Consider the following 25,882-nt stretch of genomic DNA (forward strand, 5'->3'; position numbering starts at 1 on the left):
TAGGAGTTAATATGAAATTCGCACCAAAACTACTTTCTGCTTTATTGATGGCGCAATGCGCATTGGTATTTGCTAAGGGCAATGCCGACACCATTTTTTATGGCGGACCAATTCTGACTGTCAATGCCAAGAATGAAGAGGTTCAAGCACTTGCAGTGCAAAACGGCAAGATCGTTGCTGTTGGATCTAAAGATGCTGTTACTAAAGAATGGCAAGCTGATAATACCAAGGTAGTTGATCTCAAAGGTCAAACCTTGATGCCAGGTTTCATTGAGCCACATACTCATTTGATTCTTACTACGATGTTTGAACGTTTATGGCTCAATTTAAGTAATTATGCTTTGCCACAAAGTTCGATCGAAAGTATTGTCCAAAAACTAAAAGCAGAGTTAAAGAATGTTCCCAAGGGTGGATGGTTAACTGCTTTTGGAGTGGATCCATCTCGAACAACTCCATTTATGGCCGAATTAACTGCCAATGATTTGGACAAAGTTTCAACAGAGGTACCCATCCTGGTTGTGAATACCTCAGGTCATATTGCATATGCTAATCACAAGGCTCTAGAGATTGCTGGTATCACCAATAAAACTCCTAATCCTAAAGGGGGCGGCGTCTTTGTAAAAGACAAGGACGGTAATTTGACGGGTAAGTTGGTTGAAGCGCCAGCCTTTCTTCCTTTTGTAGCCCTAATGCCTGCGCCTAGTCAATCTCAGCTAGTTGATGCCATTCTCGCCACCTTAAATTCGGTAGCTGCTAAAGGTATCACTTCCGCTACTGAAATCAGTGTTGGCGGTAATTTTGGCGTTGATAAAGAGGCTGCTCTGTGGAGGGGAATATTCGCCAATAAGGCTTCGCCAATCAGAATACGTGGATATTTGTTTAGCGATAACCTCCCAGCGGGATACAACAATATTAAGCCAAATGAAGGCGATGATTACTTACGGTTTATTGGTATTAAATACGTCTCCGATGGATCGCTTCAAGGTTTAACAGGCGCATTAAACGAGCCATACATTTACCCTAAAGGCACTAAAGAGCGCGGAAGCTTAGATTACAAGGATGCTGAGATTTATGGTTTGATGAAGCCGTATTACGACCAAGGATGGCAAATTGCGATTCATGCGAATGGCGATAGAGCGATTGAACAAACTCTGAATAATTATGAAAAGCTATTGACTAGCGGTGGCAATTCAAAGGATCGCCGTTTGCGTATTGAGCACTTCACAGTTAGTACAGAAGCTCAAGTGAAAAGGACGGTTAAGTTGGGTGTGATCCCTGGTTTTACGATTGGTCACGTCGATTATTGGGGTGAGACATTTCATAATCAAATTCTTGGACCTGAGCGCGCCAAGCGTATTGACCCAGCTGGTGACTTTAAGCGTGCAGGGGGAAGATTCTCGCTCCATAGTGATTCACCCGTCACCCCGATTGGACCTTTAAATTACATCAGCGAAGAAGTCACTCGCTTATGGCAGTTGCCGCCACAAAAGGTATTGGGTCCTGATCAGGCAGTATCAGTTGATGATGCGATCCGTGCTGTGACCATTAATCCTGCTTACAGTATGTTCGCAGACAATATTGTTGGCAGCCTAGAAGTAGGTAAACAGGCTGACTTGGTGGTTCTGGCAAAGAACCCACGCATAACGCCTCCTGCGGAAATTCGCAATATTAAAGTGATGGGTACTTATATTGATGGCAAGCCTATTGCGCTTAAATAATGTAATTAGAATTTATGTGATCACCTCAAAACGCCCGCAATTGCGGGTGTTTTCTTTTGAGCGGCAATTCCGTTCCATTGGTATTCTTGGGTATTCCTGTCAATTAACGCAAAGATTTATCAATGGACATACACTCCGACTACAGCAAGCGGGTAGTTCTTAATCATCATGATCTGCCTTGGATTTCTAGTCCATCAGCGGGTGTTGATAGGCGGATGCTGGATCGCCAAGGAGATGAGATAGCGAAGGCTACCTCAATTGTTCGTTATGAGGCTGGAGCAAAGTTCCCCTCCCATGTCCATGAATTGGGTGAAGAGATTTTTGTTTTAGAGGGTGTATTTAGTGATGAGACAGGCAGCTATCCTGCCGGCACTTACATCATGAATCCTCCCGGCTCGTCTCATGCGCCATTTAGCGATAGTGGTTGCACCCTTTTTGTGAAGTTAAGACATCTTGGCTCTGAGCAAGTTGAGCGAGAGATTGTAGATACTCATTCAACACCATGGTTTCAAGGAATGGTTCCGGGCTTAACTGTCATGCCATTAATGAGGCAGGGTACAGGCTCTACATTAGTTCGTTGGGCACCCCAAACCTACTTTAATCCGCATAAGCATTATGGCGGCGAGGAGATTTTTGTAGTGGAGGGTGTCTTCGAAGATGAGCATGGGCGCTATCCAGCTGGCTCATGGATTCGAAGTCCACACATGAGTTTGCATCAGCCTTTTAGTAAGGAAGGCTGCACAATTTTTGTCAAAACAGGACATCTATTAACTAATTGAAGGTGGGGTATGCAGCCATTCAATCAGTTATGGCTTGGCAAGTTTTTCGCTAACCTCAGGCTCAGTTGTTGATACAAGATTCTGTTTTTTAAATTCAATAAAGTTGGTTGGTTCAATGCGCATATTGCCTTGAAATGGATGACCAAAGATCACAATCAAAAACAAGCTGGCCGATAGGGTTGCCGTAATAAAGCCAGTCGAAATTAAATGCATCTTAAAGCTCTCAGCCGTATATAGGTAACTCACGGCAACTGTCAAAAACGCTGATAGGAACATCACCAACCAGATAACCGAAGGCACATGATCTTTTGTCGCAATTAAACGATCTCGGCGCGCATCAAACAGATGGCTAACTTTGGAATAGAGCGCGGCTTGGGTATTGGCCGTTACTAAATCGGCTGTTTTAAATGAGAGCAGAAGATTCTTGGAGTGAATTAATATTAATCTCCCCTTATCACTCACTGCCTTATTGTCTGCCATGGCAGGCCATTCTTCATTAACTACAACATCAACATATTTAGCTACATCGGCAACCAATTGAGATTTAATCGGTTCTGGCATTGCTTGGGTTAGGTGATAGAAATCTTCTACGCCTCGAGCCTCAATATTCACCTTGCGATCCACGTCGTTATAGAAATTCCAAACGTTCACCACAATTAATGAAATCAATACGGAGCTAAATAATCCAACTGTACTTAGGGACAGGCTAATGCAGTCATTGTTTGCCTTATTTAATGGGTTAGGGAATACCTTTCTAAATATCATTAGGCCAATCGAGCCAAAAATCACTGAGAAAACGATAGCCCCGATGCAAATGAGCCATGTGGGAATATTCAGGTTGTAGGTATATAGAAGATTCACTAAAAACATGACTGGCTTTCACTGGACTGGGTAGTTAGATATTACCTTGCTAACAAATCCGCATTAGAAATGCTAAGGGGCGATTTTTGAGCTTTTGCCCTGTATTTTGGGGTGGGATCTTGTAGGGATTGGTAAGATTTAGGTATCAATTTTATTTAATATTGATGAATTCTGCTGATATCAGCAGGCATCCTCGTGATTCTGAGGTAATTTTTACTCAAGTTAGGAATTCAATATGAAATTCGCACCAAAGTTACTTTCCGCATTATTGATGGCGCAGTGCGCAGTCACCTTTGCCAAAGGCAATGCTGACACCATCTTTTATGGCGGCCCAATTGTTACGGTCAACGCCAAGAATGAAGAAGTGCAAGCGCTTGCAGTGCAGAACGGCAAGATTGTTGCAGTTGGCACTAAAGACGCGGTTACCAAAGAGTGGCAAGCTGATAACACTAAGGTAATTGATCTCAAGGGTCAAACATTGATGCCTGGATTTGTTGAGCCTCACGTACATATTATTGTGACCTCCGTGTTTGAAGGTCTAGGTTTGAATTTAAGCAACTTTACGTTGCCATATGACACCAAAGAGTCATTGATTCAAAAAATGAAGGTTGCCCTTAAGGATGTTCCTGCCGGCGGTTGGTTATTTGGCTTCGGCGTCGATCCATCACGCACCACACCTTTCATGGCTGAACTTAACGCTGATGATTTGGATAAAGTTTCAAAAGATGTGCCAGTTTTTATTGTTAACCAATCTGGTCACATTGGCTATGTCAATCACAAGGCATTAGAGCTTGCTGGCGTTACAGATCAAACTCCTAATCCTAAGGGTGGTGGCGTTTATGTCAAGGATGCAAAAGGTAAGCTGACTGGTAAATTGATTGAACCGCCTTCATATTTAGCATTTATGGCAAAGATGCCAGCACCAACTGAAGCTCAGCTAATGGGTGCTATTCAGGGCACCATGAAAAAGATTGCATCAACTGGTGTAACTACTGTTTCTGAGATGAGTGTTGGTGGTAATTTCGGCGTAGATAAAGAAGTTGCTATCTATAAGTCTATTTTTGCAAAAAATGCCTCACCTGTTCGTATACGTGGCTATTTGTTTAGCGAGTCCATCCCATCAGGCAAGACTTCAATTAAGCCAAACGAAGGTGATGATCAATTACGCTTTATTGGTATTAAATATATCTCTGATGGTTCTACCCAGGGGCTTACAGCTGCGTTAACTAAGCCTTATACATACCCTAAGAATTCTCAATGGAGTGGAGAGCTGGATTTCAAAGATGCGGAAATTTACGCTTCTGCAAAATCATTTTTCGATCAAGGCTGGCAAATTTCTACTCACGCAAATGGTGACAAAGCCATTGATCAAACCTTGGCCACTTACTCTAAACTCCTGGCTGATAACCCTAAGCAAGATCGCCGTTTGCGAATTGAGCACTTTACGATCAACAATGAGTCTCAGGTGAAAAAAGCCGTTAAATTAGGAGTAATTCCTAGCTTTACGATTGGTCACGTGGATTATTGGGGCGCTGCCTTTAATAATCATTTGGTTGGTCCAGACCGTGCAAAGCGTATTGACCCTGCTGGAGACTTTAAGCGTGCAGGCGGCAAATTTACTCTGCATAGTGATACCCCTGTATCCCCTGTGGGCCCTCTGAATTACATCAGTGAGGAAGTAACGCGTTTATGGCAGTTGCCACCACAGAAAGCATTGGGACCAGATCAAGCTGTTTCAGTTGATGACGCAATTCGTGCTGTGACTATTGATGCTGCTTATCAACTCTTTGCTGACAATATCGTTGGTAGCTTAGAAGTGGGCAAGCAAGCTGACTTGGTTCTTCTTGAAAAGAATCCACGCCAGACTGCTCCAGCCGATATACGTAATATCAAGGTAAAAGGCACTTGGGTTAGCGGTAAGCAAGTTAACTTGAACTAGTTTGGTTTTTACTAATTTTGTATTGTTCTAAACACCCGCTTCGGCGGGTGTTTACATTAGCAACATCTTACAAACCCTAGTTTGTTGAAGTTATCTTATTTAGTATCATGTTCGAAAATGACTCACCTCAGGAATACTTATGAATCTCAAATCTAAACTTATCTCTATTGGCATTCTTGGACTCTTCTCGGGTCTGACTAGTGCGGTTCAGTTAATTGATCCTCCATCTACACCCAAGGTCTCTAATATCACCGTATTTGTGGCCAAAAAAATTGTGACGATGGATCCGGCTATTCCGAATGCAACAGCCGTTGCTGTGGCTGATGGCCGCATTCTTTCTGTAGGCTCTTTGGAAGATCTGAAGCCTTGGACTGATAAGTACCCAACCCAGATCAATAGAGATTTTGCCAATAAGGTAATGTACCCTGGCTTTGTTGAACCTCATGCTCACGTCTTATTGGGTGGAATTTTATTTAACAAACCCTTAGTTACTCCTTCACCAATGCCTAACCCTTGGGGGGCTCCTTTTGCAGGCGTGCCTAATCTACCTGCGGCTATGGATGCATTGAAGAAGTACTCCAACGATATTAAAGATCCGAATGAAACCCTCTTAGCGTGGGGTTGGGATGAGATTGCGATGGGCAAAGTCCCTGATCGCCAGTTGTTAGATCAAGTTTCCAGCACTCGCCCAATTATTCTTTGGAATGGTTCTGGACATGATATGTATGTCAACAGCGGGATGATCAACCACTATGGCATTACTCCAGATAAAGTAAAAGGTATTCCGGGGGTGGGTATTGATAAGGATGGTCAGCTCAATGGCCAATTTATTGATTTGGCTGCCGTAATGTATGTGATGAAAGTTGCTGGTAAGGATATCCTGAAGCCAAATGAAGTTCCAAATGATTACCTCTATATGAGTGATCTGATGCAACAGGCCGGAATTACCACTACAGGCGATTTAGCCTTTGGATCACTTAATCTTGAGGCTGAAATGAAAATGGCTAAGGCATTTTCTAAATCACCTGCTAGCTCAATTCGAGTGGTTCCCGTAATCTATGCTGATCCGTTTAAGGCAACGTATGGTGATCAGGCAATTCAAGAGGCTTTAAACCTGAGTCAGAACGATAACGATCAGTTGATTTTTCAGGGCGTTAAATTCTATAGCGATGCAGGCTATATGCCAGAAACGATGCGTATGGAACATCCTAGTTTCGTCAATGGAACTATCGGGACATCAACTTACAAAACAGCTCAGGATTTCTCTGTTGCCATGAAGCCTTGGTGGGACGCAGGATTTCATATTCATGTTCATAGCAACGGTGACGTAGGTAATGCGCACACAATTAATGCATTGCAGCTATTGCAAGATTCCAAGCCACGCTTTGATCATCGCTTCACAGTAAATCACTTTGGTATTCCTACTACTGCAATGGTGGCTAAGATTAAAGCTCTCAACGCAGTTGTGACAGCTAATATTACTTATGTATCCGAGCGAGCAAAGCTTCAATATAACGCCCTTGGAGTGGATCGAGCATCATACGCAACCCGCGTTGGTACATTAGTTCGTAATGGTATCGTCACCTCCATCCATTCGGATGCCCCAGTTGCTGCGCCTGATCCATTGAAGGAGGCGTGGTCTGTTGTTACTCGTCGCGATGTTTATAACGATGGCAAAGTATGGGCTCCAGCAGAAGCTTTGTCTTCAGCAGAAGCGATGAAGATGGTAACGATCAATGCTGCCTATACATTGGGGGTTGAATCTAAAGTAGGTAGTATTGAGGCAGGCAAGTTTGCCGACTTCGCAGTACTAAATGCTGACCCGCAAACTGTACCTGCAATCAAGATCAAGGATGTAGGAGTTTATGCAACGGTCTTGGGTGGCAAGGTCATTCCGGTTTCAGAAACTAAGAAGCCTAGACCTTTGAATTAAATTAAAAGCTTTCAAGATGAAAAATACCAACCCTAGGGTTGGTATTTTTTTGTCTACTTTGACTACTAGTAGATTACTGAATCCAAGAAATAAATTGGTCCTTGGCTCTTCTAACTTTCTTCAGGTTCACTAGCCAGTCCTCATCAGCTTTTCGATAGCCCAAGGGAAGCATGACTACGCTACGCAAACCTTTAGCCTTCAGGTCCAAGATTTCATCTACCGCTGCTGGATTAAAGCCCTCCATGGGTGTGCAGTCCACTTGCTCATAGGCGGCAGTAATCAGGGCAGTGCCAAGGCCAATATAGGCTTGCTTAGCGGTATGCGTGAAATTGACCTCAGCATCTCTGGCAGGATAGCTTTTGAGAAGCATTTGGCGATAAGCGGTTCCAGACTCACTCTTGAAATCACGAATGGTTTCGGTCATATCAAACGCAGCATTAATGCGCTCAGCGGTGTAGTTGTCCCAGGCGGCAAAAACTAGCAAATGGGAGCAATCGGTAATTTGGGATTGATCATTGGAAACGGTTCTAATTTGCGCTCTAATTTCTTTATTGGTGATGACATAGATTTCATACGGCTGTAGTCCACTTGAGCTTGCAGTCAATCTAATTGCCTCAAGAATTTGGTACACCTTTTCCTGGGAGACGGATTTTGTCGCATCCATTTTTTTGGTGGCATAGCGCCATTGCAGCTTATCAATCAGAGTCATTTTTCTTCCTTGAGATTCATCAATGTAGTGATTCAAGCAGTGTAATGTGATTTGGGATTATTTGAGTGAGCTCATTACGCGCACTGCCGCAGTAGATGTTCCCGAAGTAGTGTTGCTGAAGGTGAGAGGGTGGAGCCTTCTCTGATTGCGAGCAATAGCTTACGTTGCGCCCATGACTCTGTGAGGGGTATTGCTACTAGGCCCATAGCCTGGATCTGCGCTGCGCAAGCTTGAATGGGTAGTACGCCAATGCCTAGATTAACGGCAATCATTTGGCACATTGCATCATAGCTACGCACTTGGATTCTTAATCTCATTTGCTTGCCCAGCTTCTCAGCACTTCTTGAGGTGAGCTCTAGTAAAGAGCTGCCTCGATTAAGGCCTACAAAGTCATAGTTCAAACACTCTTCAAAAGAAATGTTTTTCTTTTTACTTAGTGGGTGAGACTTGCTACAGGCAATCACCAACTCATCGCTCCCAATCACTTGAGTGTCCAATCCTGTAGTGGGCGATCCCTCGGCGAAAACTCCAATATCTGCAATACCATCCATTAGGGCCCTCACAATATCCCCACTAATTTGCTCTTCGACCTCAAGCTGAATTTCTGGATGTTCTTTTAAAAATTGTGAAAGTGCTGAAGGCAGAAATTCTGTGAGGGCCGACATATTCGCCCAGAGACGAACATGTCCCTTTATGCCCTTGGAGTATTCGCCCAACTCATGGCTAAATTGTTCAAACCCTTGAAATAGTCTTAGGGCATGTTGCATTACTGCATGACCTGCCTGGGTGAGGGTCACCCCTCTAGCGGACCTATCGAGAAGAGAAATGCCCACCGTTTCTTCGAGCTCGGAGATTCTGCGGCTGGCGGCCGAAAGGGCAAGACTGCATTCATGGGCACCTTTGGTAATACTTCCACTTTGGGCAACTGCACAGAACAGCTTGAGAGTAACAAAGTCGATTCTGGCAGGGTTTATTTGAGGATTCATACCCTTATTCTAGCTAAGCCTTCGCAAAATGAGAAGGCTTGGTCGCCTCATAGCAATTCTCAAGCGGATCAAAATGGCGTAACTTTAGTAAAAATCATCTTTAAAGGAAGGTTATGGAGCCCTTAGCTAATCTCAAGGTCATCGAAATGGGGCAGTTAATTGCTGGGCCATTTGCCGCTAAGACACTTGCTGATTTTGGTGCGGATGTCATCAAGATAGAGCCCCCTAAAGTGGGCGATGCCTTGCGCAAATGGCGCCTACTAAAGGATGGGACTTCCGTCTGGTGGCAAGTGCAGTCGCGGAATAAGCGTTCTCTTTCGCTTGACCTGAAGCAAGCCGAGGCTCAGGAAATTGTTAGAACCTTAATTTGTGAGGCGGACATCCTGATTGAGAATTTCCGTCCTGGCACCTTAGAGGGTTGGGGTTTAGATCCAGAGAAATTACTTGAGCTCAATCCCAAATTAATCGTTCTCAGAATTAGTGGCTATGGTCAAACTGGACCTTACCGCGATAAGCCGGGATTTGGTGTGGTTGCTGAGGCAATGGGTGGCTTGCGTCATCTCACTGCAGAGCCGGGCAGAGTGCCAGTGCGAGTTGGTGTCAGCATTGGCGATACCTTGGCTTCTTTGCATGGTGTGATTGGTATTTTGTTGGCACTGCAAGAGCGCCATCAAAGTGGCAAGGGACAAATAATTGATATTGCTTTATACGAAGCAGTATTTAACTGTATGGAAAGTTTGTTGCCCGAGTACAGCGCATTTGGTGAGGTCAGGCAGGCTGGTGGTAGTGCCTTGCCAGGTATTGCCCCTAGTAATGCCTACCTCTGTGCCGACGGTGGGTATGTTTTAGTTGCTGGCAATGGCGACAGCATCTTCAAGCGCTTAATGGGCATGATTGGTCGTAATGACTTGGCCAATGATCCAGCACTTGAGAATAATGATGGCAGAGTAGCGCGCGTTGCAGAGTTAGATCAAGCCATTGGCGCATGGGCTAAGACGATGACAACAGACCAGGCATTGCAGTTGTTAGATTCAGTTGCGGTGCCGGCTGGCAAGATATATACCATTGCTGATATAGCTAGCGATCCGCACTACAAGGCAAGAGGCAATATTCAGACGATTCAGATGCAAGATGGTAGCGAGTTAGATGTACCTGGAGTCATTCCTAAGTTGTCGCGTACACCAGGGTCCATCAAAACCCTAGCGCCTAATATTGGTGAGAATACCGATGAAATTCTTCGCAGCATTGGATTAACGGATGCGCAGCTCGCCTCTTTAAAAGAGCGCGGCGTTGCATTTACTAAATAATGAATTCAATTAAATAAATGGCCAAATAATATGACTCGAATATATTTCAACGATGTTGTTACTAGGGATGGGTTTCAGATTGAGCCTAACTTCATTCCCACTGATGACAAGGTCAAATTAGTTGATGAATTAAGTCAATGTGGCTTTGCCAAAATTGAGGTGACTTCTTTTACATCGCCTAAAGCCATTCCGATGTTGCGTGACGCTGAGGAGGTCATGGGCAGAATTCAACGCGTGCCTGGTGTTGAGTACACAGTCTTGGTGCCTAATTTGCGTGGCGCAGAGCGTGCATTTGAGTCTCGCGCAGATGAATTCAATCTCGTAATGTCGACTTCCGAAACCCATAACCTAGCTAATTTGCGTATGGGCCGAGAAAAGAGTTTTGCTGGTTTGGCTGAAGTGATTCGTTATGTAGATGGCAGAACGCCTATCAATGTTTCCTTATCAACAGCTTTTGGATGCCCCATGGAGGGTGATGTGCCGCAGTCTGTTGTTGAGCAATTTGTTCAGCGTTTTGCGGATCTAGGGGTGCGCGGTGTGACTATTTGCGACACCACAGGTATGGCACATCCTGCACAGGTTGCTTCGATGGCGAATGATCTACAGAAGAAGTTTGCTGATTTGCAACTGACATTTCATTTCCACAATACCCGTGGCATGGGTCTAGCTAACGTGCTTGCAGCAGTGCAGTCTGGGATTGTGCGTTTTGATGGCTCGCTAGGTGGACTTGGTGGCTGTCCTTATGCACCAGGCGCTAGCGGCAACATCTCAAGTGAAGATGCCATCCATATGCTCGATGCGATGGGGTATGACACAGGAATAGATATCGCACGTTTAATTGGTTTGGCGCGTGAGTTACCGCTGATTGTGGGGCACTCCGTTCCGGGGCAGGTAGCTCAGGCTGGCAGTACTTGCGATTTGCATCCTGCTCCCGCTTATGTGGCAGAGTTACGTTAATTCTTTTTGATTTCATTTGAGGGCTAGTCTCATGCGCAGATATTTTTCAACACTCCAAATCTTGGTTTTAATGTTGCTTGCACAAACGCCGATTGTGGCTCAAAGTCAGGATTCGGGTAAGTACCCAAATAAACCGATTACATTCATCGCATCATCTGCGCCAGGCGGCACAACGGATTTCACTGCCAGGGTCCTTGCGCAACCTCTCGGTGCTGCATTGGGGCAAACCATTGTTGTTGAGAATAAAGCGGGTGCCTCTGGTGCAATTGCAGCGGCAGCCGTCAAGAAGGCTGATCCGGATGGTTACACCTTACTAGTGCAGTACTCCGGATATCACGTAATTACTCCCCTGGTGAGTAAGAATCCGTTGCCGTGGGAGCTTAAGGATTTTCAAGCCGTAGCGAATGTGATCTCGGCGCCACAAATTGTCGTGGTCCGCGCTGATCTGCCATTTAAAACAATGAACGAGCTCATTGCTTATGCAAAAGCAAATCCAGGGAAGCTAAATTACGCATCTTCCGGTAATGGTTCTTTGCAGCATGTAACAGGCGCAATGCTTGAACAACAAGCGGGTATCAAAATGACCCATGTTCCCTACAAAGGAACTGGTCCAGCATTGGCTGATTTGTTAGGTGGTCAAGTAGATCTTACATTTGGCACGCCTCCACCATTCATTCCTCACATTCAGACTGGTAAGTTGCGCGCTCTAGCAACAACAGGCAAGAAGCGTTTACAAAGTTTGCCTGACGTGCCAACTGCTGCTGAAGCAGGCTTACCTAAGCTAGATGCCACATCTTGGTTTGCTGTGTTTGCGCCTATTAATACTCCAGCCCCCATCGTTAATCAATTGACTGCTGAGATTGCTAAGGTCATGGCCACACCAGCCTTTAAGCAAAAGGCAATTGAAATGGGTGCAGAAGCAACCTATATGAATCCTAAGCAATTGGACGAATTCATTAAGGGTGAGAACACTCGATGGACTGCGGTTGTGAAAGCTGCAAAAATTGAAGCTGATTAATGCGGAGTTATCAACGATATGATTGATCATTTAGACCATCTGGTATTAACTACAGGAAATGAAGATGCCTGCGTTGACTTTTATACCCGCGTTTTAGGGATGAAGTTAGAAAGTTTTATTGGTGGTACGCCACCGGTAGAGCGCAAGGCATTTAAGTTTGGCAATCAAAAGATTAATTTGCACATCAAGGGAAAAGAGTTTGAGCCTAAAGCAGATATCCCAACGCCAGGCTCTCTTGATCTGTGCTTTATTGCCGATAGACCTTTAGATCAAGTGATTTCAAAACTTGGTGAAATGAATTGGCCCATTGTTGAGGGACCAGTGATTCGCACAGGAGCAACCGCGAAGATTAACTCAGTCTATGTCAGAGATCCGGATCAAAATCTGATTGAAATTAGCGAGCTAATCTAATTACTCCCGTATGAACCAGGATGATTTTCTAAAGGCGTTGAGACAGGATGGATTTCCTGAGCCCGTTTTAGTGATTCGAGAGCGGAGCGGCTTTCTAGAAAATCATACCCACCCATTTGAGGTGAAGGCCTTGGTCACCCAAGGTCAAATCGATATCGTCATTGATGGCCTTAGGCAAACTTATTTAGTGGGTGATGTATTTCATTTAATGCATAGCCAAGAGCATGCGGAAAGCTATGGCAATCAAGGCGTTCAGTACCTTGCCAGCAGAAAAGACTAGTATCTTCTCGATTGTTGGTAGCGGGCTTTATCATGAGTGATGTCACTCATCCAGTCAAACGGGCTCCAAGGCCTTAAAGAGAGTCTCTCTAAATTAAAAGAACGGTTTGACGGCACCCAAGGTGAGCCCTATGTTGTAGAGAGCAAGAAGTTCAAAGCACTCTATTTTGATAGCGACTCTACGCAGAGTCTGATGGATATGCAGGCGCCAATACGATTGGTGGTCAGCTACACCGAGACCATGATGGGTTTCCTCCTATTTCATCCTGACCCCAAGAGCATCGCCATGATTGGATTGGGTGGCGGATCACTCGCCAAATACTGTCATCACCATTTGCCAGGCACATCCATCTTGGTGCTAGAGAACAACGCTAAGGTAATCGCACTTAAGGATAAGTTCCATGTTCCAGAAAATAGCACTCACTTTAAGGTGTTAGAAGCTGATGGTGCAGCGTACTTACGAAATACTGAAGAGAAGTTTGACGTGTTGCTTGTAGATGGGTATACCAAGCTAGGACAAGCAGCTCAGCTATGCAGTGAAGATTTTTATGCCAGCTGCTTGGCATGCTTAAATCCCAATGGCGTCTTGGTAATTAATTTCTCGGGCGCAGCAGGGCTTAACCAGGTTTATCAAGAGAGAATCGACCGAGTCTTTGAGCATCCATCCGTGCTGGTAGTGGAGGACGACCGGATGAATCAAATTCTATTTGTGAGTAATGACCCAGGCCTTAAAACCCCAGCAGAGGATCTTCTGAGGCGATCTGCAGCCTTAAGTAAAGTTCACGATATTCATCTGGCTCGAACCACTCAGAACTTTTTAGTACAAAGAAAGCTAGATACACGCTAGTTAAGGGTGAGTAAGTTGATATGTATCAAGTACACTCTTCCTATTAGGTTCAAAATATTAGAGTTATTTGATTATTCTTAATAAAGTGAGCCCCCATGAAGCTTGAATTTGTTGGTCCTGCAGCTGTTTTAGATAACGGCGATGTCTCTTACCCAGCAATGCTTGAGGGTAAGCCTCTGAAGTGCAGCTTTAGTTATGAGGCCCTGCAAGATTTAGATCCTGATGGCGTTGAAACAAATGCTTTGCAATTGTTTAAGGCCCATCAATTAAAGCTGCTCTCAATAGCCGAGCAAAAGATTCTGAATGGCCATGCCATTGATGGCGCTGTTCACTTATTTAGCCATGATTTGATCTTGGATTAACCATTTTTTATTGTTGTAGTAACCCGTTTTTTAATTAGAAAGAGAAAATATGTCATTTAATCACTCAGTTATTTGGATTGATCATCAAGAAGCCCACGTTATTTATTTCAATCCCACTGCAAGTGAGAGCGAAGTCATTAAGACTCGGTCTACTCATAAAAATGTTCATCACAAAAGTGGTTCTGTCAGTGGTGCGCGTGCTGAACCAGATCAGCATTACTTGCATGAAGTCATTCAAGCGGTCATGGAATCTAAAGAGATTTTGATTGTGGGCCCGGGCTCTGCAAAATTGGATTTAATGAAGCATGCTACTAAGCATGATCATGGTATTGCTGAAAAAGTAGTTGGTATTGAGACTGTTGATCATCCAAGTGATGGCCAGTTGCTGGCTTACGCTAAAAAATACTTTGCCAGAGTTGATGCTTTAAAAGGCGACACCATCATTAATGGTTGATTTATTTATCCCCCTGTAAATGGGGGATAATTTATTCATGTTGCTCATTATTGCCTTCATCGTCAATGCATCTCTAGCGCTCCTAGCGATTCTGCTTCATTACGAGGCGCTTTTTCAGTTAGATAGATTGCTGCCTAAGTTGGCTCATATTGCCCCCCGTTTTAGGGTGCTAGTAGGGGTTGGTGCCATCTTCATGGCACACGTGGCAGAGATCTGGCTATTTGCCTTTGGCTATTTCTTTACCTTGCAGTTCCCTTCCATGGGAGGCCTTGTTGGCAACCTCTCAGGACACGGCATCTTGCTTGATTGTGCCTATCTATCATTCGTTACCTTTACGACCTTAGGTTACGGGGAGATTGTGGCGCAGGGTTACTTGAGATATCTCACTGGGGTAGAGGCGCTAACTGGCTTCATCCTCATTACTTGGTCTGCTTCATTTCTATTTATTGAAATGCAGAAATACTGGACCACTTACAAAAATACCCAGACTAAGCAATATAAATAAGCCAGGCTTATTTGTTAAAACTCTTTCATGAGTCGGACAGCAAGTAAGCGCGTTTGAACAAAGCCATTTTTGACTTCCATGTCTCTGCCATATTGCAGTGAGAATCTACCAATTGGCGTATGTGCTTGACCGCTTAATAAAAAACGCTGAGTGTTGACGACATTATTCAAGGAATTGTTATTGATTGCGGTAGCGCCACCAGTCACATAAAAATAGGATGCGCCTACTGTGAATATTTCGTTAATGCGATAGATTGGTCCAAGCTGGGTGGTGGTGAGCGGTTTTTGTGTCAATGAAGCAGTGGTAGTGGTTCCAGTGCATGCAAGGCCGCATTGACTATTACCCCCAAACCACATCGTATCGACTGCGATCATCCCATCAATACTGCTGGTGATCGGAGTCTGAAAACCCAGTTGTAGATCTGTTCTAAAGCGGTTCTCTCCAGTATTAAATGCCCTTTGGCTAGAGTAGCTGCCAGTTGGGCTAATGAGATATCCTGCTAAGCCAAGATAGGTTCTAGTCGCTCTGTTATGATACGGCCAGATTGCAGTGGCAAGGGTGAGATCGCCGATCCCGCTATCACTAGAAAAGCCTGATAGAGAGCCAGCTGGTTTGACAGTTCCATAAGGCAACTGAATATAGGTGACAGCAGGTAGCTCGCCAAGCGAGAAAGTTCTGGCGCCACGCAGAATTGCACTTTGAGTATCGATGACGGGGCTTGCGTATGGCGCCCTCGAGACACTAGAGCCATTGCTGTAAAGCGTAGAGTTCTCGGTATTGAGGTAACTAATCGTCACATAATTTTTATTGGGCAGTGGAGCAACAATATCGTTGGGTTGCAAGTCGACTGCCCACGTCATAAATGACGTGAAAAGGGTGCACAAGAGAAAGGTGACTCGAAGGAAATACATAGCGCTCGTATTTTAGCGAGTGCTTGCTATAAAGGCGATGATTTTGATTGGTATTTACCGTCAACGATTACCAATATTGCTTCTTTAAACCATATAAAATATGGTTTTTATGTCTAAATTCCATAAGCCTTATAAGTTTTGTGGGCTTTCATTTTTCTCATTTAAGGCTTTATGTTGCTCATCTCAAGGTTGTTCGTTTTTCTTTTTGCATTGATTCTAGTGGGCTGTCAGTCAACCGGGAGTGATGGAAAGCCCTTGACCGAGCAAGAGATTCTGCAGAAACGACAAGCTACTCTAGCGATGTCGAAGACGGGCTTAGCAGCTTTAATTAAACAAAATCCAGCGATCCAAAAAGAGATCGAAGCTGCCCCAGGGTATGCAGTCTTTGATACAACGAATGTGAATGTTGTGTTGCTGGTGCTTGCCAGGGGTGAGGGTGTGCTGTTTGATAAGCGCCGTCCAACCCCCGTCTTTATGGAGGCAATGAAAACTGGTGAGGGAGTCGGTGCGGGGTATCAGCAGCAGTACCAGGTCATCATCTTTAAAAATACGGACGCTATCGATCAGTTCTTATTAACTTCAATCGATGGACAGCGTGGCGGCATGGACGTTGATGCCAATTTCTCTGCAGGTTCTGGTGGAACTGTTCGCTCCTTCAATCCGTATATTTCAATTTATACGGTTGGTTTGTCTGGATATGATCTACAGGCAAATTATGGTGGAACGCTATACCTGGTCGATAAGCAATTAAACGATGTAAAAACTTTAAACTCCTTACCATCAAAGAGTCAGTAATTTACAAAAATTGTTGTTGGTATCGCAGTGCAGTTTGAATGGTTTGAAAGTGAATATCTACGGTCGACTGAATTTCTCTGCCATAGCCGCCTGCCATGCTAAATGCAATCGGGATGTGGTGATCTAAGCCATACTGAAAAACGCATTCGTCTCGCTGGCGCATGCCATCTTTACTAATGCTGAGCTTTCCTAGGCGGTCTCCTTCATGTGGATCAGCGCCAGCTAGATAAATAATGAAATCAGGCTTGAATCTATTGAGCCTTTCTAAACCTTGATTAAGAGCGCTGAGGTAATCACCATCTTCACATCCATTGGGTAGCCCAATATCTAAATCGCTTTGCTCTTTAGTAAATGGGAAATTATTTTCACCATGGATAGAGAGGGTAAATATAGAGGCATCATTTTGCAGAATGGATGCCGTGCCATTACCTTGGTGTACATCTAAATCCACAATGGCCACCTTGAGTTTTGGATGAATTTCTTTTTGCAATACTCTTGCTGCAATTGCGGAATCATTAAACACGCAGAAGCCGCTACCCATATTGCGATAGGCATGGTGTGTGCCACCCGCAAGATTTGCTGCTAAGCCTTCATTTAATGCGGCTTTGGCGGCTGCGACAGTAGCCCCGGCCGAGCGTCTAGAGCGCTCCACCATGAGTTCACTCCAAGGAAAGCCAATCTCCTGTTGCTCTTTTGGGCTAAGGCCCCCTGAAATGACTTTAATCAGATAGTGAGGGTCATGGGCATAGAGAATCTGCGTATCGGTAGCGGCTGGTGCCTCGACAAGCTCGACCCCATCTAGATTGGTGACCAGGTCTCGTAGCTGACTGTACTTTTCCATCGGAAAGCGGTGCCCCGGTGGAAGTGGTAAAACATAGTGGTCGGTATAAAAAGCTTTCAAAGCCAGCCTCACGCATGCAGTATGCACATGAGTCTATTCGTTTTTCTATAGGTAAGTATGTCTCGTTCTGAAAAAGCAGGTTTTAAGGGGAATAAATCATTTTTGCCTAGCAAGACTTGCCTCGTCTGCGGCAAAGAGATGACCTGGCGTAAATCTTGGGCTAAAAACTGGGATGAGGTGAAGTATTGCTCTGACTCCTGTCGCTCTAAAAAGTCTAGCGCTAAGGCTGAGACCTAATCTATGCGCACATTGATTTACTGGTTTCGTAATGATTTGCGCTTAGCAGATAACCCGGCATTTACGCAGGCCTGCTTGAATGCGGATTATCTTCTGCCAGTGTATGTACATGACTCAAAAGAGCAAGAACCAGTTTATGGTTTTGAGCGACAAGGGCCGCATCGCCAGGCTTTCTTGAGGGCATCCCTGGATGACCTAGGGTCTCAGTTACGCGCACAGGGTTCAGACTTGTTGGAGTTTTCTGGTAAGTCAGCACAGGTGCTGCTGCGCTTACTCAAAGATACGTCTGCACAAGCAATCTATTGCGAACAAATCGAAGCTCCCGAAGAAATTGAGCAAGTGCGAATGTTGCAAGAGCAGGGCGCTGATGTAAAAGAGTTCTGGCAATCCAGTATGTTGGATCCGCAGACCTTCCCATTTGAGTTGGAAAAAATGCCTGATGTATTTACTGCATTTCGCCGCGAGGTTGAAAAAGCGCGGCTCAAGTTCGCCCAGTCCATCGATGCGCCCAAGAAAATTCCTTCGCTACCGGCAGCTTTGCCTCAGGGCTCAATATTGCCTTCAAGAGCTCAGTCAGTTTTACATCCCTATTTACTAGGAGGAGCTAGCCATGCGCAAGCTCACCTGAAGCAATATCTAGAGCGGCGTTTGCCTGATAGTTATAAAGAGACTCGCAACCAACTCATTGGCATGGATTACTCCAGTAAGTTTTCGGCATGGCTTGCCTTGGGCTGTATCTCAGCACGTGATATTGCCGCGCAACTGAATGAGTATGAGAATTGTCATGGCGCCAATGATGGTACTTATTGGCTTTGGTTTGAATTGCTATGGCGTGACTATTTCCGCTTTATTCACTTTAAGTATGGTCAGAAGCTGTATCGCGCCAGTGGTTTAACTGGCGCCCCCGTAAGTCCCTCGTACACATCTAGCTTTGAGCAATGGCGTACCGGCAATACCGGCACTGAACTAGTGGATGCGGGCATGCTCGAATTACATCAAAGCGCTTATCTCTCCAATCGCATGCGTCAGATTGTGGCAAGTTACTGGATATACGATATGAAGGGCGACTGGCGTGCTGGCGCAGCCTGGTTTGAATCTCAGTTAATAGACTATGACGTTTACAGCAATCAGGGTAATTGGCTGTATATCGCTGGACGTGGAACAGATCCTAGAGGAGGCAGGCCATTTAATGTTGCCAAGCAAACTCAGGATCATGATGCTCAGGGAGTCTATCGCAAACTTTGGCTCTCACCTGAGTAAGTTTTTACAGTTTTTCTACTTCCGCATATTGCTCTAGTACTTCTAGAGAGACTTTCTCCAAAGCTTTGATGTGAGTGCTTTCTAGCTTAATCATGGGCGCACAGTTGGCTTCTAGAGCTTCGATCCAGCGATTAAGACATAGACACCATTGATCACCTGCAATCAACCCTGGAAACTGAAACTCCGGTCTTGGGGTAATTAAATCGTTGCCACGCTTCAGGCTAAATTGCAAAAAGTCATTACTGACGATTGCGCAAACCAAATGACTCCCAGCATCTTGCTCATTGGTCTTGCAGCAACCATCTCTGAAAAATCCTGTTAATGGATCAAAGGAGCAGGGGACCAGCGGTTGGCCTAAAACGTTGAGGGGTAATTCAGTCGACATGGTTGTTCTTATGGAAGTGATGTGTTGATTGACGAAGTTATGGGCTAGGGTAGAGCTTGTGAGATACGGCTTGGCCTGAGGAATTGACCTTTACTAAGATCATGTCACCCGAATTAAGGACCTTCCCCGTAAAAGATTCGATATTGACATGATGAGTCACCATAATGATTGGTGCTTTTGGATATTTAATGCGCTCAGCCTGAATGAGCTTTGCTAAATCTTCAGTCTGTTTTTTAGATTGACTCATATCGTCAAAGAAAGAGCCAAGTGCCGCTTCCTTGGTGACTGCTCCCTTATTGAGAAGGGCTGCTGTATCAAGACATCGACACCAAGCGCTGCTATAGACCTGCGCCTTGCTAATACCCTGTTTGGTTAGCCACTCACCAATGGCTTGAGCTTGTTTCCTGCCACGCTCTCCTAGGTTGCGTTGTGTGGAACATTGATTCAGTTGATAACCCTGAGGATCGCCATATCCGGGGGCGTCAGCATGGCGCATCAGTAAGACATGTTGACCATCTTGCATCGCGCTGGCTAACTCGGTTTGAGCGAGGGTCATGGTCTGCACGCCGGCAAACATAAGCAGTGCAATTAGAAATTGGGGGCAATATTTCATAAGGTGTTGTGAGTTACCAAGGTAATCTTTCGCCAGAGTAAGTTAGGAAACTTCCTGAATCCTCTTTATTGATCGAGAGAAGAACATTCAACATATCGTTGGCAGCATCTAAAGGAGGCCTGCCAATTTGCTCTCCCTTGAAAGGTTTTGATAGGTGAGAGTTGACTGTCCCCGGATGCATTGCCACCAAAGCGTTGTTGGGTTTAGTTCTAGAGAACTCAATCGATGCTGTCTTGATCAGCATATTTAATGCTGCCTTAGAGGCGCGGTAGCTGTACCACCCGCCAAGGCGATTATCTTCAATGCTCCCAACTTTGGCAGAGAGCGTTGCCATGACAGAGTGAGCGGGGTCGAGCAACTTGGAAAAGTGTTTGATAGTCAATCCAGGTCCGATGGCATTAATTTGCATCAACATCTGCAATTGTTCGGCATTGAGATCATCGAGTTTCTTTTCAGGCATCCAATCGGCAGAATGCAATATGCCGATGGTATTGATAATGAGCTGAAAGGGTGCCTCACCCGAGAGAGCCTTCGCTGCAGCTTCAATGGTGCTGAGATCTTGATAATCAATCGGGTTGTCAGAATTTCGATGAATTCCTGTTACCCCCAAGCATGCCGGATTATTTTCTAGCAATTCCACAAAGGCAGAGCCAATGGTTCCTGAGGAGCCAATCACGAGTGCGCGGAAGGGATTTGGAATCAATGACATGAATGGGGTGAATGAATAGGGGTTCAGCCAGTTTATTGAATAAGTCTTAAACTTGCTCGATGACGACACGACTACCCCAAACGCTTTCAGAAGCGGATCTCTCGAGGTTAATTGAGATGGCCTGGGAAGATCGCACGCCTTTTGACGCTATTGAAGCTACTTTCGGGTATTCGGAGCCCCAAGTGATTGCTTTGATGAGAAAACAGCTTAAACGTAACTCATTTGAATTGTGGCGTAAGCGGGTGACTGGCAGAGCAACTAAGCATGTGGCTCTCCGCAGCAAATTGGTTAACCGCGCCTACTGCACAACTCAATACAAGCAAAAATAAGCATCATGAAAAAGCTGACTATGTTCTATGACGGTCTTTGTCCTTTATGTCAGGCAGAGATTCAATTTCTCTCTGGGCGTAATCAGGCGGGCTTACTCAGCTTTGTCGATATCAATTCGGATCAATATATTCCTGATCGTGTCGGCGTCTCTTGTGACCAAGCTTTAGCTTCCATGTGCGCGCAATATGAGGATGGTGAACTGATCCAAGGGGTTGAAGTATTTTCAGCGGCCTATAGTCGAGCAAATCTTCCTAAGCTGGCATGGATTTTTTCTAGACCAGCTCTTAAGCCTTTTTGGAATGTAGCTTATCGATTCTTCGCAAAGCATCGCCATGCGATCTCAGCCTTGTTTGGACCCCTTGCTTTACGGCTAGTAAATAGAAAGGGATAAAGATATGAAGCTCTCGCGTGCATTGGCAATTACCTTAGCTCTTGGTGTACTTACTCTAAGTAGTTTCGCTAAGGAGCCGCCACATATTAAGAGCATGATGGGTCAAGTCCAATTGCAGGGTTTGGGAAGACTGAACTTTTGGGGTTTTCATGTTTACGATGCCAATCTATATCGCGGTACCGCTAAGGATTCTCAGGAGTTTGCTCTCGAGCTGAAGTATCAGAGATCATTTACTGGCGAAGCAATTGCTAACCGTACTGCTGAAGAGATGAAAAATTTAGGCGTCTCGGATACTCAGGCAACAGCTTGGGGTAAAGAACTAGCAAGCATTCTTCCTAATGTAGAGCCTGGCCAGACTATTGCGGCTGTCTATATTCCTAAGCAGGGCACCAGCTTCTTTTATGAGGGCAGGAAGATATCGCAAATTCAGGGGGCTGATTTTGCAAAAGCCTTTTTTGGTATTTGGTTAGATTCAAAAACGAGTGCGCCAAAACTCAGGACAGAATTATTGGGGCAAGGTTGCCCACCACCGCTTATTTCAGGAGCATGTTAATGCGCAAAACTTATGTCGCTGCAAAATGGATGATCGTAGGTTTAGTGATTACAGGTTTGTTTGCCTGCTCCTCACCTTCAGTAACGCAGTACGCAAATGAGAAGCCGAATTTAGATCTTAGCGAATACTTCAATGGCACGATAGATGCTTACGGAATCTTTACTGACCGTAGTGGCGAGGTTAAAAAACGGTTTACTGTTCTATTGGTTGCCCAGTGGAAAGTGATTGACGGTAAAAAAGTGGGTACCCTCGATGAGAGCTTTGAATACTCTGATGGTACTAAGCAAAAGCGTATTTGGACTTTGACTGAAACCGCCCCTGGTAAATATATTGGTAGGGCAGATGATGTTGTAGGTGATGCACTGGGCGAATCAGCGGGCAATGCTCTCAACTGGACCTACACCTTGGCATTGCCGGTAGATGGCACGATCTATCACGTGCAATTCAATGATTGGATGTACCTTGTAACGCCCAAGGTCATGTTGAATAAAGCCAAGATGAGTAAATTTGGTATTGATCTTGGCGAGGTTACCCTGAGCTTTTACAAGCGCTAAGCCCAGCAATTAGCGAGGATGGATATTTGAAGAAGCTTGTTCTCATTCTGGGTGATCAACTAGATATCAATAGCCCGGTAATAAAAAAACTTAATCCCAAGACCGACCAGGTCATCATGATTGAGTCTGCGGATGAGGCCAAGTATGTTTGGTCTCATAAGGCAAAAATTGCTTTGTTTTTATCCGCAATGCGCCACTTTGCTAAGCAGCTAGAAGAACTTGGTATACCGCTGCAATATATCAAGCAGTCTCCTAAATCTATTGGTGACACGCTACGAGCGATTATTAAAAAAGAAAAATGTACTAATTTAGTTTGTCTTGAGCCTGGGGAGTATCGACTCAAGTGTGAAATTGAAACATTAGCTTCTGAATTAAAAATTGAATTAGAAATGCAGGAAGATCCACATTTCTATTGCTCCCGTCAGGAATTTTCTAATTGGGTTGCTGGCAAGAAAGAATTGCGTCTGGAGTATTTCTATCGACTGATGCGTAAGACTCACAATATTTTGGTCGATAAAGAAGGTAACCCTGAAGGCGGCCAGTGGAACTTTGATCGAGATAATCGCAAACCCTTTCCAAAGAAAGGTCCTGGTTTAATTCCTCCTCCTGAATTATTCGAGCCAGACACTATCACACAAATTGTCCTGGCTGAGGTGGAGGAGCGCTATCAGGATCATCCTGGCTCACTAGCCCACTTTCAATGGCCGGTGACTCGCCAGCAAGCGCTGCAAGCCCTAGAGGGATTTGTGGAACACCGCTTAGCGACCTTCGGGATTTATGAAGATGCGATGTGGACGGATACGCCTTTTGGTTGGCATTCGCTGTTATCTAGTTCGCTCAATCTGAAATTACTTAATCCCAGAGAAGTCATCGATGCCGTTTTGCTTGCTTGGAAAAAACATGACCTAGAGTTGGCAACTGTAGAAGGATTTATTCGCCAGATCTTGGGATGGCGAGAATTTGTGCGTGGTATGTACTACCTCGACATGCCGCAAATGGCCGAAGATAATTTTTACATGCACCAGAACTCATTGCCGGACTGGTATTGGACTGGTGATACCAAGATGAAATGCATGCAGGAGTCTATTGGGCAAACGCTGCAGTACGGCTATGCCCATCATATCCAGCGTTTGATGGTCACCGGTAACTTCGCCTTGCTCGCAGAAATTCTGCCAAAAGAGGTATGTGATTGGTATCTGGCTATTTATGTGGATGCGATCGAGTGGGTGGAGTTGCCCAATACTGCTGGTATGGCCTTATTTGCCAGCGGTGGGCGCTTCACGAGCAAACCTTATATTGCAAGTGGCGCTTACATCAAGCGAATGAGCAACTATTGCGGCTCTTGCCAATACAAGCCCGATGTCCGATTTGGGGAGAGCGCTTGCCCAATGACCACCCTTTACTGGAACTTCCTCATTAACCATCGCAAGCAGTTTGAGGCAAGCCCGCGTACCCGTTTAATGACGGCTAATTTATCCCGCATTAGCGATGGAGATCAAGAGTCTATTCAAGGGCACGCTAAGACCATTTTGGGCAATCTGAACGCGCTGTAAGCAGGGGCGGCAAGGTTCTGGGTTTTGTGTCACACTTTGACCAATTAAATCAATAGCTTAAAGACTGCAATGCGAATAGAAGACACCGATCCAGCACGGCATGCTGGCATTGAATATCCCATGGAGGTGGGTGCGCCCGTATTTGCGCCGATCAAAGTCTTGGAAGAGAAAGACAAGGCAGTCAATGTCGCTCGCCAAAATGCCAAGCTTGAATACGACCGCATCATGGAGCAGGCTGAAGTACTAATGAAGCAAGCGCGTGCTCTTCAAGCAAGATTAGACGCAACAGAAATGGTGCACAGCGCTAAATTTGGTTTTAATCCTCTGCATGGCAAAACTTATCACTTGTATTTCGATAGCCGCATTGGTACAAATGTGTTGATCCAAAATGGCCCCGATCAATGGAGTTGCGGTATTCCTGATTCCTGGACCTATGTCATGGCAGTCAAAAAGCTCGGTGATAGTACCTGGGCTATCGTTGAAGATGAAGAGAACTCATCTTCTGCTGTTGCGGTAAGATAAATTTTTCTATAAAAATAATAAGGTGACTTGTGACAACTGCTCGAATTGTTAGTCTCTCAGAACTCGGTAACGCCGACGTAATTAAATTAATCGATAAAGAGCTGCCAGCTCCAGGAAAAGGTGAAGTGCAACTTCGTCAAACTGCAATTGGTTTTAATTTTATTGATGTGTATCAGCGCTCGGGTGTGTATCCACTCGAATTACCAACAGGCCTTGGTCACGAAGCAGTTGGCGTGGTTGAGGCGCTTGGTGAAGGTGTTACTCGATTCAAGGTAGGCGATCGTGTAATGTATATGAATGCTGGTATTGGCGCTTATGCGAGCGCACGTAATGTGGCCGTGGATAAGCTGGTGTCGGTTCCAGACAATGTGTCTGATGAAGTCGCTGCTGCAGTGTTCTTCAAAGCAATGACTGCGCAATACTTAATTCAAAAGACCTACAAGGTTAAAGCTGGTGATGTTGTGCTTGTGCATGCTGCCGCTGGTGGTGTTGGTCAAATCTTGGCAGGCTGGGCAAAATCATTGGGTGCTTTTGTAGTGGGTACCGTTGGCTCTGAAGCGAAGTTTGCTGCGGCAAAAGAAGCGGGATGTGATGCTGTGGTTGATTACTCAAAACCCAATTGGGTTGAGGAAGTCATTAAGGCAACAGGTGGGCGCAAAGCCAACGTGGTTTACGACTCAGTTGCTAAGACCACTTTCTTGGGATCACTAGATTGTGCTGCACCATTTGGTACGGTGGCTTTGTTTGGTGCCGCCTCTGGCCCAGCGCCAGAGATTCATCCAGAAATTCTGAATAAGAAGGGTTGCCTTTTCTTAACAAGACCTTCTGTGTTCCCACATAACGCTACTCCAGAGTTGCTTCAAGAAAATGCTCGCGCAGTATTTGATGCGATTGCACAAGGTCGTGTAAAGGTGCAGATCGGTGCTAAGTTCACGCTTGAGCAAGCAGTTGAAGCACATAAGGCGGCCGAGGGTAGAAAAGTTTCGGGTGCGATTGTCATTACGCCTTAACCGAACTGCGGATGTGGATTGATGGAGAGCCTCGCTGATGTAGCGGGGCTTTTTTGTATTTATTCTTTATCCGTTATAGTTTAAAAAACCTAT

The 25,882-nt window shown here is 45.1% G+C and carries 31 protein-coding genes; 23 read left to right on the top strand and 8 right to left on the bottom strand.

Going from position 1 to position 25,882, the window contains the following annotated elements:
* Window positions 1-11 precede the first annotated feature (11 nt).
* Together ICN25_RS05585 and ICN25_RS05590 are read left to right on the top strand one after the other, a co-directional pair.
* On the top strand, window positions 12-1,718 hold the full coding sequence (locus ICN25_RS05585) for an amidohydrolase (protein WP_216179872.1): 1,707 nt from the start codon (window positions 12-14) through the stop codon (window positions 1,716-1,718).
* Window positions 1,719-1,840: 122 nt separating this feature from the next.
* On the top strand, window positions 1,841-2,497 hold the full coding sequence (locus tag ICN25_RS05590) for a cupin domain-containing protein (protein ID WP_216179875.1): 657 nt from the start codon (window positions 1,841-1,843) through the stop codon (window positions 2,495-2,497).
* Between the two features lie 27 nt (window positions 2,498-2,524).
* Here the strand turns inward: ICN25_RS05590 and ICN25_RS05595 are convergent, their stop codons facing one another.
* Window positions 2,525-3,367, bottom strand: a complete 843-nt coding sequence (locus ICN25_RS05595; protein ID WP_216179877.1) for a DUF4239 domain-containing protein — start codon at window positions 3,365-3,367, stop codon at window positions 2,525-2,527.
* Between the two features lie 226 nt (window positions 3,368-3,593).
* Between ICN25_RS05595 and ICN25_RS05600 the strand changes: the two genes are divergently transcribed.
* Window positions 3,594-5,297 (top strand): amidohydrolase, encoded by a 1,704-nt coding sequence (locus tag ICN25_RS05600; RefSeq protein WP_216179880.1) that lies wholly within the window; start codon window positions 3,594-3,596, stop codon window positions 5,295-5,297.
* 139 nt (window positions 5,298-5,436) lie between these two features.
* Window positions 5,437-7,230, top strand: a complete 1,794-nt coding sequence (locus ICN25_RS05605) for an amidohydrolase (protein WP_216179883.1) — start codon at window positions 5,437-5,439, stop codon at window positions 7,228-7,230.
* 73 nt (window positions 7,231-7,303) lie between these two features.
* Here ICN25_RS05605 and ICN25_RS05610 read toward each other — a convergent pair whose 3' ends face one another.
* Together ICN25_RS05610 and ICN25_RS05615 are read right to left on the bottom strand one after the other, a co-directional pair.
* Window positions 7,304-7,939: an NAD(P)H-dependent oxidoreductase gene (locus ICN25_RS05610; protein WP_216179886.1), complete on the bottom strand. Its 636-nt coding sequence runs from the start codon at window positions 7,937-7,939 to the stop codon at window positions 7,304-7,306.
* Between the two features lie 74 nt (window positions 7,940-8,013).
* Entirely contained in the window at window positions 8,014-8,925 is a 912-nt protein-coding gene (locus ICN25_RS05615) for a LysR family transcriptional regulator (RefSeq protein ID WP_216179889.1), read from the bottom strand.
* 113 nt (window positions 8,926-9,038) lie between these two features.
* On the opposite strand from ICN25_RS05615, the gene ICN25_RS05620 reads away from it, so the two are divergent.
* The 9 genes from ICN25_RS05620 (at window position 9,039) to ICN25_RS05660 (ending at window position 15,065) form a co-directional block, all read left to right on the top strand.
* Window positions 9,039-10,232 carry a CaiB/BaiF CoA-transferase family protein gene (locus tag ICN25_RS05620; protein WP_216179891.1) on the top strand — a complete coding sequence of 398 codons (1,194 nt, stop codon included), beginning with the start codon at window positions 9,039-9,041 and terminating at the stop codon, window positions 10,230-10,232.
* Window positions 10,233-10,262: 30 nt separating this feature from the next.
* Window positions 10,263-11,189: a hydroxymethylglutaryl-CoA lyase gene (locus tag ICN25_RS05625; protein ID WP_216179893.1), complete on the top strand. Its 927-nt coding sequence runs from the start codon at window positions 10,263-10,265 to the stop codon at window positions 11,187-11,189.
* 31 nt (window positions 11,190-11,220) lie between these two features.
* Window positions 11,221-12,207 carry a tripartite tricarboxylate transporter substrate binding protein gene (locus ICN25_RS05630; protein ID WP_216179895.1) on the top strand — a complete coding sequence of 329 codons (987 nt, stop codon included), beginning with the start codon at window positions 11,221-11,223 and terminating at the stop codon, window positions 12,205-12,207.
* Window positions 12,208-12,225: 18 nt separating this feature from the next.
* The gene (locus tag ICN25_RS05635) at window positions 12,226-12,618 is read left to right on the top strand and encodes a VOC family protein (RefSeq protein WP_216179897.1); all 393 of its coding nucleotides are present in this window, start codon (window positions 12,226-12,228) and stop codon (window positions 12,616-12,618) included.
* 10 nt (window positions 12,619-12,628) lie between these two features.
* On the top strand, window positions 12,629-12,898 hold the full coding sequence (locus tag ICN25_RS05640; protein ID WP_216179899.1) for a cupin: 270 nt from the start codon (window positions 12,629-12,631) through the stop codon (window positions 12,896-12,898).
* Between the two features lie 39 nt (window positions 12,899-12,937).
* Window positions 12,938-13,744, top strand: coding sequence for a hypothetical protein (locus ICN25_RS05645; RefSeq protein WP_216179901.1), 807 nt, complete (start codon window positions 12,938-12,940; stop codon window positions 13,742-13,744).
* A 95-nt stretch (window positions 13,745-13,839) separates the two neighbouring features.
* Complete coding sequence (locus tag ICN25_RS05650; RefSeq protein WP_216179903.1) at window positions 13,840-14,106, top strand: DUF1488 family protein; 267 nt, start codon at window positions 13,840-13,842, stop codon at window positions 14,104-14,106.
* Window positions 14,107-14,155: 49 nt separating this feature from the next.
* Window positions 14,156-14,560, top strand: a complete 405-nt coding sequence (locus ICN25_RS05655; protein ID WP_216179906.1) for a translational machinery protein — start codon at window positions 14,156-14,158, stop codon at window positions 14,558-14,560.
* A gap of 37 nt (window positions 14,561-14,597) precedes the next feature.
* Window positions 14,598-15,065, top strand: a complete 468-nt coding sequence (locus ICN25_RS05660) for a potassium channel family protein (protein WP_216179909.1) — start codon at window positions 14,598-14,600, stop codon at window positions 15,063-15,065.
* A gap of 14 nt (window positions 15,066-15,079) precedes the next feature.
* Here ICN25_RS05660 and ICN25_RS05665 read toward each other — a convergent pair whose 3' ends face one another.
* Window positions 15,080-15,925: a transporter gene (locus tag ICN25_RS05665; RefSeq protein ID WP_216179912.1), complete on the bottom strand. Its 846-nt coding sequence runs from the start codon at window positions 15,923-15,925 to the stop codon at window positions 15,080-15,082.
* Between the two features lie 306 nt (window positions 15,926-16,231).
* Here ICN25_RS05665 and ICN25_RS05670 point away from each other — a divergent pair, with 306 nt between their 5' ends.
* Complete coding sequence (locus ICN25_RS05670; protein WP_255536703.1) at window positions 16,232-16,771, top strand: hypothetical protein; 540 nt, start codon at window positions 16,232-16,234, stop codon at window positions 16,769-16,771.
* Between the two features lies 1 nt (window position 16,772).
* Here ICN25_RS05670 and ICN25_RS05675 read toward each other — a convergent pair whose 3' ends face one another.
* Complete coding sequence (locus tag ICN25_RS05675) at window positions 16,773-17,672, bottom strand: histone deacetylase (protein WP_216182114.1); 900 nt, start codon at window positions 17,670-17,672, stop codon at window positions 16,773-16,775.
* Window positions 17,673-17,729: 57 nt separating this feature from the next.
* On the opposite strand from ICN25_RS05675, the gene ICN25_RS05680 reads away from it, so the two are divergent.
* Window positions 17,730-17,909 (top strand): DUF2256 domain-containing protein, encoded by a 180-nt coding sequence (locus ICN25_RS05680; protein ID WP_216179943.1) that lies wholly within the window; start codon window positions 17,730-17,732, stop codon window positions 17,907-17,909.
* Between the two features lie 3 nt (window positions 17,910-17,912).
* Window positions 17,913-19,169, top strand: coding sequence for a DASH family cryptochrome (locus ICN25_RS05685; protein WP_216179947.1), 1,257 nt, complete (start codon window positions 17,913-17,915; stop codon window positions 19,167-19,169).
* Between the two features lie 4 nt (window positions 19,170-19,173).
* Here the strand turns inward: ICN25_RS05685 and ICN25_RS05690 are convergent, their stop codons facing one another.
* From ICN25_RS05690 to ICN25_RS05700, 3 genes are all read right to left on the bottom strand, one after another.
* Window positions 19,174-19,554, bottom strand: a complete 381-nt coding sequence (locus ICN25_RS05690; RefSeq protein ID WP_216179950.1) for a DUF2237 family protein — start codon at window positions 19,552-19,554, stop codon at window positions 19,174-19,176.
* Window positions 19,555-19,591: 37 nt separating this feature from the next.
* The gene (locus tag ICN25_RS05695; RefSeq protein WP_255536704.1) at window positions 19,592-20,110 is read right to left on the bottom strand and encodes a histidine phosphatase family protein; all 519 of its coding nucleotides are present in this window, start codon (window positions 20,108-20,110) and stop codon (window positions 19,592-19,594) included.
* Between the two features lie 70 nt (window positions 20,111-20,180).
* Window positions 20,181-20,876 carry an SDR family NAD(P)-dependent oxidoreductase gene (locus ICN25_RS05700; protein ID WP_216179955.1) on the bottom strand — a complete coding sequence of 232 codons (696 nt, stop codon included), beginning with the start codon at window positions 20,874-20,876 and terminating at the stop codon, window positions 20,181-20,183.
* Window positions 20,877-20,935: 59 nt separating this feature from the next.
* Between ICN25_RS05700 and ICN25_RS05705 the strand changes: the two genes are divergently transcribed.
* The 7 genes from ICN25_RS05705 (at window position 20,936) to ICN25_RS05735 (ending at window position 25,789) form a co-directional block, all read left to right on the top strand.
* The gene (locus ICN25_RS05705; protein ID WP_216179958.1) at window positions 20,936-21,205 is read left to right on the top strand and encodes a TIGR03643 family protein; all 270 of its coding nucleotides are present in this window, start codon (window positions 20,936-20,938) and stop codon (window positions 21,203-21,205) included.
* 5 nt (window positions 21,206-21,210) lie between these two features.
* On the top strand, window positions 21,211-21,597 hold the full coding sequence (locus ICN25_RS05710) for a thiol-disulfide oxidoreductase DCC family protein (protein WP_216179961.1): 387 nt from the start codon (window positions 21,211-21,213) through the stop codon (window positions 21,595-21,597).
* Window positions 21,598-21,601: 4 nt separating this feature from the next.
* Window positions 21,602-22,150 (top strand): chalcone isomerase family protein, encoded by a 549-nt coding sequence (locus ICN25_RS05715; protein WP_216179964.1) that lies wholly within the window; start codon window positions 21,602-21,604, stop codon window positions 22,148-22,150.
* Window positions 22,150-22,704 carry a DUF3833 domain-containing protein gene (locus ICN25_RS05720; protein WP_370624703.1) on the top strand — a complete coding sequence of 185 codons (555 nt, stop codon included), beginning with the start codon at window positions 22,150-22,152 and terminating at the stop codon, window positions 22,702-22,704. The genes ICN25_RS05715 and ICN25_RS05720 overlap by 1 nt, the downstream gene beginning before the upstream one ends.
* A gap of 26 nt (window positions 22,705-22,730) precedes the next feature.
* Window positions 22,731-24,257 carry a cryptochrome/photolyase family protein gene (locus tag ICN25_RS05725; RefSeq protein WP_216862884.1) on the top strand — a complete coding sequence of 509 codons (1,527 nt, stop codon included), beginning with the start codon at window positions 22,731-22,733 and terminating at the stop codon, window positions 24,255-24,257.
* A 69-nt stretch (window positions 24,258-24,326) separates the two neighbouring features.
* On the top strand, window positions 24,327-24,779 hold the full coding sequence (locus tag ICN25_RS05730) for a DUF2452 domain-containing protein (protein ID WP_216179967.1): 453 nt from the start codon (window positions 24,327-24,329) through the stop codon (window positions 24,777-24,779).
* A gap of 29 nt (window positions 24,780-24,808) precedes the next feature.
* A complete protein-coding gene (locus ICN25_RS05735; protein WP_216179970.1) occupies window positions 24,809-25,789 on the top strand; it encodes a zinc-binding dehydrogenase in 981 nt (326 codons plus the stop codon).
* Window positions 25,790-25,882 lie beyond the last annotated feature (93 nt).

This window comes from Polynucleobacter sp. 80A-SIGWE (assembly GCF_018882295.1).
GTDB lineage: Bacteria > Pseudomonadota > Gammaproteobacteria > Burkholderiales > Burkholderiaceae > Polynucleobacter.